Below are 16,325 nucleotides of genomic sequence, written 5' to 3'. Positions count from 1 at the left end.
TTAAAGTACAAGTGCAACATATTAATTCATAGCGCGTCTAATTGTAAAAGCCAAATGGGATGAAGAAAATTATATTGACAACTCTTAGTTGTTTTATCCTTGTGATTTGTTCGGTTGCTCAGCAAAAACTTTCTAAAGAGGCCGAGGATTTTAAGTCCTACACTAAAGTTTTAGAGAATCAACGGGGCGCGGCTACCGACAAAAAGGATTACCCTGAGGCGATCAGGCTAGTTACGGAATGGTTAAATAAATACGAGCACGGATCGTCTGATATCAAGACTTCTGGTAAAGGCTACCATTCGGGTATGTATTACAATCTGGCCTGTTATCAGAATCTGGTTGGCAAAAAGGAGGTTGCATTGAGCACTCTTGAAAAATCGATAGAATTAGGATACTCTAATTATTCTGGTACGTTAAAGGATGCTGATTTTGCGAATTTACATGAGAACAAGCGTTTCAAAGCCGCGTTACAGCTGATGAGAGAAAAATGGGACATGAACTATATACTGAAAAAATCGGATCCATATCGCAATGAAAAGGTGGTTGGGATTCCGGTATTTACTTATCAGTCGCCTGATGCGCCAGAACTAGTTAAGTTAAGGAAGGAATTTAATCTGGATTCTGTGGCAGGTAAGGGTGATGAGATCACTAGAATAAAGAACCTTTTGTTATGGGCGCATAATTCAGTTCGTCATGATGGCGGAGCTTCTAATCCACCTTCAAGAAATGCTAGTGATTTGATTGCTGTATGTCGAAAGGAGAACAGAGGTATAAACTGCCGAATGATGGCGACGATTTTACGGGATGCTTATCAGGCAGAAGGTTTTAAGTCAAGAGTAGTTTCCTGTAATCCAAAGGATACAACGGATAATGACAGCCATGCAATTACAGTGGTTTGGTCGAATACTTTTGATAAATGGTTGTGGATGGATCCTACTTTTAATGCGTATGTGAGTGACAAAAAGGGAAATCTGCTAAGCATTGAAGAGGTTAGAGAAAGATTGATAAACGATTCGGATTTGGTTTTGAACGAGGATGCAAATTGGAACAACCAAAATAAACAGACCAAAGAATATTATCTTGGGTATTATATGTCTAAGAATCTATATTGGATTCAGTGTGCTGTAAACAGCACCTGGGGTGTGGAGACTTATAGGGAAAATGCTCCTCCTGTGGAATACGTAAATTTATTTCCGGGTAAGTTCGATACCATACAAGCCTGGAAAAAGAGTAGCGTTGAACGTAGAAGTACTGGAATTAGTAACCCCGCGTATTTTTGGCAGAGGCCTGAAGAGGAATAGTTCATTTGTCAGGTTGATAAGATGATCGTAATGTGCTTAAGAATATTAAATTTGATGCATGCAAATCTTCCCAACGCAATACTCTGTACTCCTTGCTTCGGCAATTGGAGATTTTATTGAGCAACAATATGGATTTGCTAAAACAGATTGCCGTCTTCTGATACATAATGTTGGCGACACCTATATTCTTAGCAATAAAATTGATAGGTATGTTTTTAAGATTTATCGCGATGCCCATCGTAGCCGAGATGAAATTAACGCTGAAATAGAATTGCTAAATGTTTTATACGAGGGAGGGGCTAAGGTGGCACGACCACTTGTAGATTTATCTGGAGCGTTTATACAATCGTTTAACGCTGCTGAGGGGATAAGGTATGGTGTTTTATTTGCCTATGCTCATGGAAGTGTACACCAGGACTTGAGCATTCAAGATCTTGAAGCTGTTGGTAGGGAAATGGCGCTGATTCATAATATCAGCTCTTCTGTGGAACTTTCCTGGCCGAGAAAAGCGTACAGCATAGACACGATGATCGTCCATCCATTAGAGCGCATTAAACCTGATTTTAAAAATATGGAAAGGGAGTACCATTATTTGGTACAGATCTCTGCTCAGGTTATGGAGAAAATTAGATCTTTCGACCTGAGTAAATTTAATTACGGGTATTGTCATTATGATTTTTTACCTAAAAACTTTCATTTCAAAGATGATGGTTCGATAACTTTCTTTGATTTTGACTTTGCTGGAAAAGGACATTTAGTTAATGATCTGGCATCATTTTATGCGCATTTCTTTTTACAGGTTCTATCTAATAAAATAACTCAGGAGGAGGCAGATAAGGATTTTGGTGTTTTCATTGCAGCATATAGGAGTGTTAGGCCTCTTTCTGACGAGGAGCTAAGTGCTATACCTTATTTTGGTTTCGCATGGTGGATCTTCTATTTTGGTTTTCATCATGATAACTTTGAAGATTGGTCTAACTTCTTTTATCACCCACGTTTTATTAAAGAGCGGGTAAGCTGGATAAAGAAATGGGCAGATTGGTATATTTTTAAGTAAATCTTTTTATTGCGTAGGGGTTATAAGATTGGCTAATAAATGTGTCAAATTTGTTTTAAAAAGCATTATAGCGCAATTATTTTATTCCTATATTTGCCCGAATTAAAACCCATATTATTGGTCCCGTAGTTCAACGGATAGAATAGAAGTTTCCTAAACTTTAGATATGAGTTCGATTCTCGTCGGGACCACAAAATAAGTCGAAGCCTTTAGATGAATTCTGAAGGCTTTTTTTATGCCGCGAGGCAAGAAATCCGCGAACCACGTTCGAGAGAGTTGCACATGCTGTTTGTAAATCCTTCCACCTCATTAACATTGATCCGACTTAGATAAGAGCTAACAAACAGTTAACATACATTTAATGTGCCGTTATCTACACGTGCCGTACTTTTGGTGGAAATAAAATTGGTTGAAATGTCCCCAAACCCAAAACACGAACGTGAATTGATTAGCCTTTGGAAAAACGGAGATGAAAGCGCATTCAACCGACTATTTAAACTTCATTTCCATAAACTGCTCAGCTTTGCTTCTCGTTACATTCCTGATTCGGAACTGGCAAAGGAAATGGCGATGGATGTCATGTTTAAGGCCTGGCAGAAAAAAGATAAGCTAGACAATGATTGCCAAAGCCTGGAGCCTTTCCTCTTTCATTTGCTGAAAGCAGTGATTGTGGATCAGTTCCGAAAGAAAAGCCTCCCTCTTTTAACCATAGAGGAGATGCTTACAGAACCTATGTCGATTGAACAGGCAGATGACCGGATCAATTACCGTGAACTTACAACAATATATCAGGAAGGCTTGAACTGCCTCAGCCCCCAAAGAAGGCTGGTATTTGAAATGCGTCAGCAGCAGGGAATGAGTTATCAGGAAATAGCAGATGAACTTGATATTTCATCAAAAACTGTAAACCGTCATCTTACGGATTCTTTTCATACGGTTAGAAACTTCATGAGAAAAAATGGTGAGATAGTCCTTCTTTTTCTAGCATCCATTGGGATCTCAATTTTTCGTTAAGTTTTTTTATCTCATTATCAGTGTTTTATGGGTTTATTGAAAAATAATGCCAATTCCTATTGGGTATAAATCCCGTTTCTTACGGTATGTATAGATAGGGGACTTTGCCCTGTACTATAAGAATGAAGAAAGAAATCGACAAGGAACTTTTAATTCGCTATATCAATGACAGATGCACTGCAGAAGATCTGCTCCAAGTGCAGCAGTTTCTTCAAGATCCACATTGGAAGCAGGCATTGGAAAACATGCTGGACACTGAATTTTCTGCAATGCAGAATGAACCGCCCAATGAAAAAGTTTTGGAAGAATGGACCCAGGAGTTTCGGGATAAATATTTTAAGAAGCCACATGTTAAATTCTGGAATAAACAGTGGATAGGCTATGCCGCAGCTTGCCTCGTGATGTTAGGTATTGGCGGATATTTTTTAAACAAGCAGAGACTAGAATCTAACCATTTTGTTGCCGCGTCCATTACAATGGTAGAAAAGACTAATCAAAGAGGTATCCGTTCTAAGATAATACTGGAGGATGGCTCTGTGGTTTATCTTGGTGCAGGGAGTAGCATCAGGTTCCCTAAGAGATTTGTCGGGAAAGAACGAACATTGATGCTTACCGGGGAAGCTTTTTTTGAAATAACAAAAAATCCTGAGCGGCCTTTTGTTATCCATACGGGAGAAATCCAGACCACAGTATTGGGAACTTCGTTCAAAATAACTGCATTCAAAGGGGCACCGCTGTCTGTCGAAGTAGCTACCGGTAAGGTGAGAGTATCTAAAAAGAAAAGCAAAAAAGGGGGTGCTGAACTTGCAATACTGATTCCAGGAGAAGGGGTAATGTGGGATGGAGGAAGCGGAAAAACGACAGCAATTCATACTGATATCTCCGCGGTTAAGGGCTGGGCTGCAGGTGAAATATCTTTCAAAAACCGCTCACTAGCGCAAATTGCCACTGAACTGGAAAACTGGTATAATGTAGAGATCAGTTTCGCTAAGTCAGTATCAGTTGGTAAGCGATTGTCTTTGAGCGTAGATGGTACTGGGTCGATATCGGATGCGCTGGATATTATCTGTAATACAGCTCATCTGAAATACCATTTTAATGAAAGACAGGAAATAATTATATCTGGTAGCAAATAGGATAAAAATGGAAAGGAGAAAAATGAACGGTTAGTTTTTACAAAAAAATCCGTCCCCGGTAAACCGGAAACGGAAATGTGATCACATGCAGTAACATGTTTACCAAGACGCTGTACTGCAGGTGAAATGCACCGGGCCAGGCCCGGATACAATTAAAGTGCTTTTATCAAACAACATTAACATTCAAAAATATGCATAATGTAGGAAAACTACGCCCAACAATTTTATATATCATGAAATTATCCCTGATTATTACCGTCTTCCAGCTCACCTTCATAGGGGTTCTGCTTGCCGGTGGTGTACGGGGCCAAAACCTCGATAAGTTAAAGATCGGGATTAAACTTAATGGTGCTTCTGTTGAAGAAGGCCTTATTACACTTTCGAAAAAAAGCGGCATTAGGATTTCCTATACTGATGACATGCTCCAGAAAGAAAGCAAGAAGATCACGTTAAACAGTAATGATATTACAGCAGGAGCTGTTTTAAGGAGCATCCTGGAGAAAACCAATCTTAAATATCGCCTCTTTAAAAACTACATTGTTATTGATGCTAAACCTGTTCCGCAACAACCCGGGCGCATTACCGGAAAAATTACAGATGACAGAGGTGATGTGATGCCAAGTACAACTGTTAAAATTGTAGAAACCGGTCAGACTGTACAAACTACCGTAGATGGTAAGTACAGCATTAGTCTTAAACCAGGGATTTATTCCCTGGAGGTCAGTTATATCTCCTACCAAAAACAGCGTATTACTGATGTTGAAGTCAAGGCGGGGGAGAATACAGCGCTAGATATTTCAATGAAACCGGATTCAAAAGGCCTGTCAGAGGTAACGATAACTTCGACCTATAAAAAAGCATCGGTGGCAGGGTTATATGCGCAGCAGAAAAACCTGTCCAATCTTTCAGATGGGATCTCTGCAGAGCAGATCGGAGCAACGCCGGATAAACATGTGGGTGAAACCCTGAAACGGATTACCGGGGTATCTACCAATGAAAATAAAAAAGTAGTGATCCGCGGTATTGCAGAGCGTTACAATGTGTCGCTGCTTAACGGAAGTACACTACCAAGCACAGATGTACAGGAGCGCGACTTTGAGTTTAACCTGATCCCCACTAATCTGGTCGAAAATATCGTGGTGGCTAAGTCCATCACAGCAGATATGCCTTATGGATTTGCTGGAGGTTTGGTTCAGATTACCACCAAATCTGTGCCCGAAAGCAATTTTCTGTCTATAAGTGCTGGTACCTCTTTTAACAGCCGTACCACCGGGAAAGATTTCCTTGGTTATGGTCGCGGTAAATACGATTACCTGGGTTTTGATGATGGAAACAGAAATCATTTTCCAAGTGGACTGTTGAACCTTGTGGGTAAATTTGATCCAACAAAAGATGAAAGCCAGAACGAGATCAAAGCGCCACAGGTTGGTGAGCAGAATAAACTTATAGGAGGAACCGGGCGTTTAGGCACACGCAGTTTTCAGGCTATGCCTTCACAAAATTACCAGTTGAGTTTGGGTAGGGCATATTCGCTTAGTGAAGCTAAAGTACGTAAACTTGGTTTTGTGGGCTCGGTAAGTTATCGCAACACACAGAGCAATGATTATGTCTCCACTATGCGTCGGGGCGACTGGGCCCATGAGCCTGCGCGGGCAGATGACCCAACTGATGTAAACACGGGGAATATTTATGGTTTTAATACGACCTTAGGACTACTGCTAAATGGGGGATTTAAGACAGAAAACCACCAGATAAACACCTATAATTTATATACAAGGATATTTGATAATAGGTTTAGCCGCTATACAGGCTGGAGTTTTGAAACTCCGAAAAATGATATGGACATGAAATATGGGGGCATACTAGAAGATGACCGGCCTAAGTTTACAGATTTGTTGCAAAACAAAGCAAGTGGCACGCATCGTTTTAAATCGCTCACGATTGAATGGGGTTTAGCCAGGACATCTTTAAAATCGCTTGAGCAGGATGCGATATCGGCCTCGCAGAATGCCAAGGAAATTGGAAATAGGGTGCTTTACATCTATCAGCCAGGCACCGTAAGCGATCCTGGTTCCGGTCCGCTGCACCGCGATGAATATGTCTACAAAGAAAATAATTTTGATGGTGTGATTAGTGCCGCATACGATTTTAAGCTTGGTAAAACCAGACATGTCTTTAAAACTGGGGTTAATTATTTAAAAAAACACGCGTTTTACGATTGGGAGGTGCTTCCTATCGTTAAAGGGGCAAATTCAATTGTCCCTATAGAACTAATCCCTATTCAGGATTGGGGCAATTATATGAGCATGGAGAATACCGAAAATAGTTTGTTCTACTTCAAGCAAGATTATACTTCAAATAAATTTGAAGCTAAAAGTATAAATAAAGGTGGTTTTGTAATGTTAGACCACAAATTGTTACCCGGCCTTAGGGTGGTTTGGGGAACCAGGGCTGAATATTTTAAACTGGATACCATAACGAACTCTGCCAGTTTGCTAAGGGACAAAAATAGTAAGATCTTTTTTGAAGAAAAGAAGGATTGGTATTTTCTACCTTCGGCAAACATTACTTATTCCCCTTTAAAAGATCTGAACCTACGTGCATCCTATGCCAAGTCAGCTGTTCGTCCAGGATTGATGGAAAATTCAAGGTTCTCACGTTACAACCCTAACTACGGATCGGTTGTGAGAAGCAACGGGGTTAGTAGTACGCTTATTGATAATTACGATGCCAAGATTGAGCTATTTCCCGGTGTAGGGGAACTCTTGTCGGTAGCCTATTTCTATAAGTATTTTGATAAGCCGGCAGAATATTATAGGATAGACAATGAAAATAATGGCAGGGGCTATATCACCATTTCAAACTCTGACTGGGCAAAAGTAAGAGGATGGGAGTTTGAGCTTCGTAAAAGTTTAGGTTTTGTGTATGATGGACTTCCTTTTCTAAAGGATGTGTACGTTAGCGGCAACCTTACTCTTCAAAAATCAGAAGTAAGGGCGCGGGAGGTACAATATGAAAAAACGGCTGCTGGAATCGATACGATGTATTACAAATACATGAAATATCCTCGCGCTTTATATGGACAAGTTCCAATATTGTACAACGCAGGAATACAATACGCGGGCAAAAAACTAGGTTTAAACGTCAGCTTGAACCATTCCGGGTATAAAACCTTTATTACGGGGATAGAACCCTCTTATGTTGAATATGAAAGGCCACGTACACAAATGGATGCACAAATCAGCTATAGATTTCTTAAAGGAAAACTAGAAACCAAGTTAAATATGAGCAACCTGCTTGATGCTCCTTTACGTTATTTCATCAATGATCCGACAACTTATGAACTAAAACCCGGAAATGAGGGCAAAGTTAACCTGGAATGGAACGATAAATACAAATATAAATTTGGTTTCTCTGAGAAATTTGAAGAGGGTTATATGGATCCGGTTACAAACAGGATGGTTGGTGACAGACAAACATCAACTCGTTACACAGGTCGTACATTCAGTCTTTCTTTATCCTATAATTTCTAATTTAAGTATATCATGATCAAAACATTTAAAATAATTTACCTGGCAGCTATTCTGCCTATATTCCTGTTCAGTGCGTGCGAAAAAGATGGTACTCATATAATGCCGAAAATAAAAGCTATTAACAAAGAATTTAGCATAAGCGGTTTTGTTGTAGGCGATACCCTTGAACAATATTTTGATGGTGTTAAAATGCGGGACTATTACGGGCAAGTTAGGACTGTATCTTTTCAGAACCAGCTTGCCTTTGAAAAGGACGAGATCAACATGGAATTGAGAAGAAAAAGTAGTGGGGAGACCATCTATCGCCAAACATTTAACATCAATGACAAGCAAAATGTTGTTCCTGAGTTTTATTTCGACGGGCTGAAGTTCAGCAAGGGCTACAATTACCCGGATCCACAGGGAGATGAGTATACCGCGAATTTTTATGTGGATCCCTCTGGAGGTTCTTCGCCAGTAGACATTAACATCGATGTACTTGAGTACTATTATGACAGTACCAAGCCAGATCCCATTGTAGTGGTAAATACCACTACAATCCCAATAGCCGAAAATGTTAAGCCTGGAGAATGGACACCTTACCTTAAAGTTCAAGTGCCAATAGTAACCCCACAGCAAAGTGGCACCGAACTTTATCCGATTGTCGTGATTAGAGATGCAAAGACCAAAGAATACTACGTCAATAAAAACAGGGACTATAGTACGGTCAATATGGAATTACCATACGATGGTGTTTCTCCGGGTAAGGTCCAGAGCATCTACTTGAATAAGATACCGGGTACTGGGAAAAGTTTCTTTCTGTTATTTTATGATCTTGTTCAGCTGTTTCCCCGCTAATTGTACGGGTGTGGAGATCTGATTTCTATTTTAGAGCGATAATTGTCGGTTCTTTAAAGTTGAGTATCGGGTCATATCAGCTCACAGAAAAACCTAAAAAGGATTAAAAGCCAGCAGCTTTTGCTGGCTTTTAAATTTTTATACAGAGATGCCGATTACTCTGTGTCCATTATTGGCTTGCATATATTTCATTAAACTTCTTCAGAATCCCTTTCCAGTCCTTACCAAATTGAACATTAAGCATACGTCCATCAGGGGAGATAATGATCTTTGAAGGGTATCCACTAACTTTATAATCTTTTTCGATCTTATTGTCAGACATTGCTACGGGTATCGTATACTTATTTAATTCCAAAAAGCCTTTTACTTTTTCTTCTGTATCATAACAAGCAACACTTAGGAAATTTGAATCGCCATGCTTGCCCTCTGTCAATTCTGTATAGAATTTATTCACGTCTGGTAATTCTTCCTTGCAAGGACCACACCAGGTTCCCCAAAAATCGAGTACCAGCCATTTGTCTTTGAAATCTGACAGTATATGTTCCTTGCCATCGATATTCTTTACCTTAAATTCGGGTGCATTTTGCCAAGTGGAGATAATGTGATCCATAAAGAAGGTCTTAAAACTTCGGTTAGGAAACTTTGTTTCAAAACGTTTCTGCATATCACTAAGAGTTTCAGGACTCGAATTGATTTGGACAGCCAATAATTTCAAAGCTTCTTGCTCATTGCCTGAACTGAGGAGCTGGTCAATATAGTCATCGCGATAGCTTTCTCTAGATTTTAGGAAAACCCGATCATAAAAGCTAGCATAAGCTTTCTCTTTATTGTTCTTTGGCGAGTATTCGGCTGCTTTAGCTAGATAAGCAATAGCCTTAGTCGAATCTGTTTTTACTACCGAAAGAAACTTTAAGTAGTAAGCGTGAGCCAGTATGTTCTGAATTGCGTAGCGCTCCTTGTTAAGGCTATCTGTAGTGTATTTTTGAAGTTTTATAATAGCAGAGCTTAACAATGAATCTGCCGCCTCTTTTTTGTTTACATCCAGCAACAAGTTGTACATCAGTAATGCATACCTGCCGCCATTACCTTCCTTCATTTCGGCGTCACCCATTTTGCTGAAAGCCATTGCGGTTGCTAGTTGTAACGGCGCATTTTTTGAATCAGCTTTGGCTTTAACCCACAGATTTAACGCCCTTGTTTTTTGGCGGTAAACAGGATTTTTATCGGATATAAACATCTGAATCAGCTCTGCACTTTTACTATCCATTTCTTTGCGTCCAGGATAATCGTGCTCACCAATGAAGTTTTGAGCAAAAGACTGTTGAACCCACTGTGTAAATGAAGATGTATTGTAGAAGTACTTACTTACTGCATAAGCATCTGCTGCACTTCCTTTATCCAAAGCGGTTCCTATCTTGTTGTGGAGGTGACTGTTTTGGTCTTTAAGGTACTCGTTTGGGGTTTCCATTAGGGCATCCGAATAGACCTGGTAACTATAGTCGTTTCCCGTTTGCTGGATTAAACGAAGTTTACTAACGGTATAATAAGCATCGTTTTTGAATTTGGGATTGAAAGTTTCTAAGGTCTTTTTGACTTTTAAAGAATCATATTCCCCCCGGGTTTTCAATTCATTGCTCCAGTAGCTCAGCTTAACAGCCATATCCATCCAAGTGGAATCTGGTTTGACAATGGTTGTTGTATTGCTTAGTTTTTTCATTGTGATGACCTCAGCCTGCTTTGTTTTTTCTGTACCCGATGAGAAGTCTGGAACTTTTGATGCAAAATTGGTTTTGGAGAATTCGTTAAGAATTAAACCTGTTTTTGAATCAAATGAATATTTTGAATTGGTGGTTGACCCATCTTTGCGTGTTTCTGACGTATTTAGTTTCAGCACCCCCGCCTTGTTTGCGACGATCTTGAACTTGGTACCTGTGTCTTTATTTTCCCAAGCGCTTTGAGTTGTTAATGCTTTGTCAGGGAATTGGTAGAATAGGCCTTGCATCTGCGCCGTAAAACCATCACCTGCATTGTTTAGTAGTTGTTGTTCAATTTCAGGATTTAAGTTCCATGTGCTAAGAGTAGATTTTAATTGTTCTTGCAATTGGTCTATACTAATTATCTTTCCTTTGTTATTTAAAGTTACTGTGAAAGGCTTGTTGAGCATGGCAATAGGAAAGAGTACGCCTGTTGACATGAAATTAGTCTTTTTTAGCGAGTCGGTGTTCAGCAATACCTTTTTGTCACTCTTGATTAATGCTTTTACAATTTTGCACTCAAAAATATTGTTGCCTTCCGAGCTTTTGCCTAATGATCGAAATGCATAAGTAAATGATTCATCAGATTTGGCGACTAAAGTATCGATAGTACGACTAGTGATTTCAAAAGTTTTGTTTTTGGCAACCTGTAGCTGTTGTGAAAAGCCATAGCTTATTGCCGTTAGAGTGATTAAGAGGGTTAAATAGGGTTTCATATTGAGAATGGTTAATAGTTCAATATAAGCATTTATTCCATGAATTTATCATTCAGCAACTATTACCATAGGGGGAGATTTGATGAAACAAAACAATAATGTCTCTAAAATTATTACCAGAATAGGATTTGATGTAAATTGCACAAAAATTAATTATGAGTACAATAAACGTTATTCCGGAATATAAAGATTTTAGTGAGTTTTATGTTAAAGGAGTTCTTCCATACAAAGAATTAAATCCAACTCATATTAGGCTTGATGGAAAAATGCGAGGAAGCACAAGAAATTTTTCTGCTTATTTTTGGTATTCGGGTAAAAAATGGAAAGTGGGTGCCGATACACATATTGACCGCCTAAAACTAGCTTATGATGCATGTAAAGCGAGTGATGAGCCATTCGTGATAAAAAGCACAAGAGACAAAAAAGGACAGTATTTAGAGATAAAAGGACAGCCCATAAGAGATAAGAAGTTCTATGTTTATAACGCAGGTTAAATATAGGGATCAATTAAGAAGCCTTTAGAATTATTCGTCTAAAGGCTTCTTAATTGACAGCTGTGTTATACAAATTATTTTAATTCGTCAAGTTTTACACTTTTGAGGAATGATTCTAATTCCTGAAGCGTATATCCAGTTCCATCTAAGCTTACAGAATACCTGTCTTTATGAAGGAATTTGATGGATGAGCTAACTGAGTTTTCAGATTTGGTTTCCTCAGTTATTGAACGAATGCCATTAACGTCTACCGTTTTAGATACAGTTCCATTAGACTCTGATTCTTTGTCCATACTTAATGTCATGGCCATTAAGGAAATGATCGCACTTCCAGAGTCACCTGCGCCATCAATAATGCCCACTTTTACATATTTAATATCATCACCGTACTCTGCTTCAATTGTACTCAGACCGGTTACGGCGTAACCTCCGGCACTAAAGCTCTTTCTTTTCAATCCGTCGATCGTTTCGGGAACTGCAGCTTTAAGTTCGTCGTTTGTTAAGGGAGTTAGTTTTTTTAGCTTGGTAGACAATTCTTCCATCTTATCTGCAGATTTGGCTACCTTATTCAGATTGCTAACATTGTCGATAAGATTGCCAGCACCAGAATCACTTTCTTCTTTTTTTTGATTACCACAAGAGAGCATTAAAAATGCCATGCCTGCTATTAGTGTCTTTTTCAGCATAGGGTTGAAATTAAATGTGATACAATTTAATGAATTTATAAGAATTAGTATATTAAATTTAGATGAATATTTAATCTAATTGTTTAATTGTCAGTCGGTTCATTGGGGGTTTTTCAGTTTGAGAATTTTGAGAGATGAAAAAGTGGAGGTATCCTAATCTCTGTAATCAGATGCCAAGCCCAAACTATCTGACATTAGTTGAAATCTTTTTCAATATAATTGCTAAGTTTACTTCTAAATGACCTGTATTGATAACCTAAACCCAGTGATTGTGAGTAGTTAACCAAAGTTTCTTCAGTAATTAGAACGCTCATTAATTCATAGGTTCTCCTTAAAATTCTTTTGGTGGAGGGCCACATTAACCAAATTCCTTTATGATTAAAACTAAATACTTTAAAATTTCTCTTGCTGTATTTTCAACAGTTTGTGCTTCTGTTGTATTTTATGCTTGTAAAACGGTAGTGCCTAAAACGCCTTCTACTCCTATTTCTGCCATTGCCACGCCAGTAAAGCCTTCACGAATTCTGGTGTTTTCAAAAACCAAAGGCTTTTACCATTCTTCTATTCCGGCAGGTATTGCTGCGATACAAAAGCTAGGTAAAGAGAATAACTTTATTGTTGACACGACTAAAAACGCAGCCTACTTTGTTCAAGATAGTTTAAAAAACTATAGTGCTGTAATTTTCTTAAGCACAACAATGAATGTGTTAAACTCTGATGAGCAGGTGGCTTTTGAAAGATACATTCAATCTGGAGGTGGTTATGCCGGAGTTCATGCTGCTGCTGATACTGAATACGATTGGCCTTGGTACAATAAGCTTGTTGGAGCCTATTTTATGAGTCATCCAAGTAATTCAAATGTGCGTAAGGCAACTATAGATGTTATTGATACAACACATTTATCTACTAAAGGATTGCCTAAAAGATGGGAGCGTACAGATGAGTGGTATAATTATAAGAGCATCCAGGGAGGCCTAAAAGTTGTTGCTAAACTTGATGAAAGTACTTACGAGGGGGGAGAAAATGGAGATAATCATCCTATTGCATGGTATCATGAATTTGATGGTGGTCGTGCTTTTTACACTGGTGGCGGACATACAGATGAAAGCTTTAGTGAGCCATTATTTTTAAAGCATCTTTTGGGCGGTATTAAGTATGCGATTGGTAGCAATGTAACTTTGGATTATTCTAAAGCGTACGCGGTTAAAAAACCAGAAGATAATCGTTTTACTAAAACAGTATTATCTAATGATTTAAATGAGCCTATGGAATTATCTGTAGCTCCGGATGGAAGAGTATTCTTTATAGAGCGTGCTGGTAATTTTTATGTATATGATCCTACAGATAAGAAAACAACATTGGTTTATAAATTCCCTGTTAAAGCGGTAGATAAATACCTTAATGGTTTATTGGGAATCACCATCGACCCAGATTTTGCAACCAATAGCTATTTGTATTTCTTCTATACAGCTTCAACAGGTGATAAGTACAAGCAACATATTTCTCGTTTTAAAATCAGTAAGGAAAATGAACTTGATCTTAAATCTGAAAAGATTATAATAGAGGTGCCAATTGATCTTGAAGTAAGTGCTCACACTGGTGGTTCTTTAGCTTGGGATAAACATAAAAACCTATACATTTCAACAGGAGATAATACTGTCCCTTTTGAATCGGATGGTTTTGCTCCTATAGATAGAATGGACAACAGGTTAGTATATAGTGCAGAACGTTCTGCTGGAAATACAAATGACCTACGTGGTAAGATTTTGCGTATTCATCCTGAAGCAGACGGGAGTTATACTATTCCTGAAGGAAACTTATTTGCTAAAGGAACGCCGAAAACTCGCCCTGAAATTTATGTAATGGGTTGTCGCAATCCCTATAGGATGTCTGTGGATGCAGAAACAGGGATCGTGTACTGGGGCGAAGTTGGACCGGATTCTGGCGAGGACGGCTTACAAGGGCCACGTGGTTATGATGAATTTAATCAGGCAAAAAAAGCGGGGAATTTTGGTTGGCCATATTTTGTAGGAGATAGTAAACCTTACAAAGAAGTAGACTTTGCGACAAGAGCGAAAGGAGCAACCTTGAAGGTAGGTCCACTTTTTGACATCAATGGAGCAACTAACAATTCACCGTATAATACAGGAGCGAAAGTCCTTCCTCCGCCAACCAAAGCTATGGTGTGGTATCCTTACAATAGGTCAGAAGAGTTTCCTGCTTTAGGGCAGGGTGGTAGATGTGCTATGGGTGGCCCTGTTTATCATTATAATGCAGCGCTTAAATCTGATACGAAATTCCCTGAGTATTATGATAAAGCTTTGTTTATGTACGATTGGATGAGAAACTGGGTGTTTGCTGTACGCCTGGATGAAAACCAAAACTATGTACGTATGGAACCTTTCATGGAAACTAACGGTGATTTCAGACGTCCTATTGATATAGAGGTTGGTCCGGAAGGATCGTTTTATATGTTAGAATATGGATCTGTTTACGGTATAGACAATGTTGATGCCCGTTTGGTTCGTATTGATTACAATGGTGGAAATCGTGCTCCGATTGCTAAAATTGAGACTAAAGATACTATTGGAATTGCACCATATAAGGTTGTCTTTAATTCAAAAAGCTTTGATAATGATGACGATGATAAATTATCGTACGAATGGCGTTTTGAGGGGGATAAGGTAGCATCAACAGACCAAAATGTTACTTATACATTCCAAAAAAATGGCATCTATAAAGCCATTTTAAAAGTAACAGATCTAGCTGGTAAAAGTGGACTAGACACAGTTGTGATTAAAGTAGGTAATACTATGCCTCAGGTAGCAATAAATACAACAAACAATAGTTCTTTCTTTTTCCCTAAGGCTACTAACTTTAATTATAAAGTTGATGTGAAGGATAACGAGGATAAGGTTATAGATGCAAAGAAAGTAAAAGTGAATCTTGACTTTATTGCCAAAGTAGAAAGCAACCAGGCACTGATAGGCCATCAGGAGATTTCGCCAACATATAATTTCGGTAAATCATTAGTTGCTAAAAGCGATTGTAAGGCTTGTCATCAGATAAATGGCAAATCAGTTGGTCCGTCATTTATGCAGGTTGCTCAACATTATTCTGGTAACAAAGAGGCTGTAGGCCTTTTGGCTAAAAAGATTATTGTTGGTGGTGGTGGTGTTTGGGGAGAGCATGCGATGAGTGCGCACCCTCAGATTTCTAATGACGATGCAACTGAGATTGTTAAGTATATTTTAAGTTTAAATGCTAAAAAGACCAATGTTGCACTACCACAACAAGGATCTGTAGCATTAAAACAGCATTTGGGTAATAAGGATCAGGGCAGGTATATTTTCTCTGCTTCTTATACCGATAAAGGTGGGGCAATAACCCCGTTAACAAAAAAGGAAACGATTGTATTGCGTCCTGCAAAAGTACAGGCAGAGGATGCTGATGTGTTTCACAATGTAGATAAAAGTGATACGTACGTAGGTAGCATTCATAATAAGTCTTATTTCGTGCTAAAAAACATCGACTTAAGAAATATTGATAAGCTTACTTATTACTATGCCTCGGCAAACCGTAATGGAACTATTGAAGTTCATATTGATTCGCCAAAAGGTGAGGTGATTAGTACTGTCGATTTTACCAAAACAGGTAACTGGGAGAAGTATACGGAACTAAGTGCTGCTATAAAAAATCCGGGAGGTAAGCATGATCTTTATTTCGTGTTTGTAAAAAATACCCAACCGAATAGAGATTTAATAAGTGTAGATTGGATCAATTTTGAATAAGTTATT

General features: G+C 38.7%; 10 protein-coding genes and 1 tRNA gene. 9 read left to right on the top strand and 2 right to left on the bottom strand.

Translation table 11 applies throughout. From position 1 onward, the window contains the following. The first annotated feature begins 59 nt into the window (after positions 1–59). The 7 genes from J1905_RS10385 to J1905_RS10355 all read left to right on the top strand — a co-directional run bounded on the left by J1905_RS10385 (position 60) and on the right by J1905_RS10355 (position 8,878). Positions 60–1,301 carry a TPR end-of-group domain-containing protein gene (locus J1905_RS10385; protein ID WP_214227201.1) on the top strand — a complete coding sequence of 414 codons (1,242 nt, stop codon included), beginning with the start codon at positions 60–62 and terminating at the stop codon, positions 1,299–1,301. A 58-nt stretch (positions 1,302–1,359) separates the two neighbouring features. Next, positions 1,360–2,358 carry a phosphotransferase enzyme family protein gene (locus J1905_RS10380; RefSeq protein ID WP_214227200.1) on the top strand — a complete coding sequence of 333 codons (999 nt, stop codon included), beginning with the start codon at positions 1,360–1,362 and terminating at the stop codon, positions 2,356–2,358. Positions 2,359–2,477: 119 nt separating this feature from the next. Further along, a tRNA-Arg gene (locus J1905_RS10375) sits at positions 2,478–2,549 on the top strand. 223 nt (positions 2,550–2,772) lie between these two features. Continuing rightward, positions 2,773–3,372, top strand: a complete 600-nt coding sequence (locus tag J1905_RS10370) for an RNA polymerase sigma factor (RefSeq protein WP_214227199.1) — start codon at positions 2,773–2,775, stop codon at positions 3,370–3,372. Positions 3,373–3,494: 122 nt separating this feature from the next. Continuing rightward, the gene (locus tag J1905_RS10365) at positions 3,495–4,508 is read left to right on the top strand and encodes a FecR family protein (RefSeq protein WP_214227198.1); all 1,014 of its coding nucleotides are present in this window, start codon (positions 3,495–3,497) and stop codon (positions 4,506–4,508) included. A gap of 233 nt (positions 4,509–4,741) precedes the next feature. Further along, complete coding sequence (locus tag J1905_RS10360) at positions 4,742–8,041, top strand: TonB-dependent receptor (RefSeq protein WP_214227197.1); 3,300 nt, start codon at positions 4,742–4,744, stop codon at positions 8,039–8,041. Between the two features lie 12 nt (positions 8,042–8,053). Continuing rightward, positions 8,054–8,878 carry a hypothetical protein gene (locus tag J1905_RS10355; RefSeq protein WP_214227196.1) on the top strand — a complete coding sequence of 275 codons (825 nt, stop codon included), beginning with the start codon at positions 8,054–8,056 and terminating at the stop codon, positions 8,876–8,878. Between the two features lie 169 nt (positions 8,879–9,047). On the opposite strand, the gene J1905_RS10350 is transcribed toward J1905_RS10355, so the two are convergent. Continuing rightward, on the bottom strand, positions 9,048–11,348 hold the full coding sequence (locus J1905_RS10350) for a DUF6263 family protein (RefSeq protein WP_214227195.1): 2,301 nt from the start codon (positions 11,346–11,348) through the stop codon (positions 9,048–9,050). Positions 11,349–11,503: 155 nt separating this feature from the next. Between J1905_RS10350 and J1905_RS10345 the strand changes: the two genes are divergently transcribed. Then, complete coding sequence (locus J1905_RS10345) at positions 11,504–11,842, top strand: hypothetical protein (RefSeq protein WP_214227194.1); 339 nt, start codon at positions 11,504–11,506, stop codon at positions 11,840–11,842. Positions 11,843–11,916: 74 nt separating this feature from the next. Here J1905_RS10345 and J1905_RS10340 read toward each other — a convergent pair whose 3' ends face one another. Then, positions 11,917–12,528 carry a hypothetical protein gene (locus tag J1905_RS10340; protein WP_214227193.1) on the bottom strand — a complete coding sequence of 204 codons (612 nt, stop codon included), beginning with the start codon at positions 12,526–12,528 and terminating at the stop codon, positions 11,917–11,919. Positions 12,529–12,902: 374 nt separating this feature from the next. Here J1905_RS10340 and J1905_RS10335 point away from each other — a divergent pair, with 374 nt between their 5' ends. Beyond that, positions 12,903–16,319, top strand: coding sequence for a ThuA domain-containing protein (locus tag J1905_RS10335; RefSeq protein ID WP_214227192.1), 3,417 nt, complete (start codon positions 12,903–12,905; stop codon positions 16,317–16,319). The last annotated feature ends 6 nt before the right edge of the window (positions 16,320–16,325 follow it).

It is taken from the genome of Pedobacter sp. B4-66 (genome assembly GCF_018492665.1).
Taxonomy (GTDB): domain Bacteria; phylum Bacteroidota; class Bacteroidia; order Sphingobacteriales; family Sphingobacteriaceae; genus Pedobacter.
The sequence above is the reverse complement of the archived record's forward strand: the minus strand, read 5'-3'. Positions and strand labels throughout refer to the sequence as shown.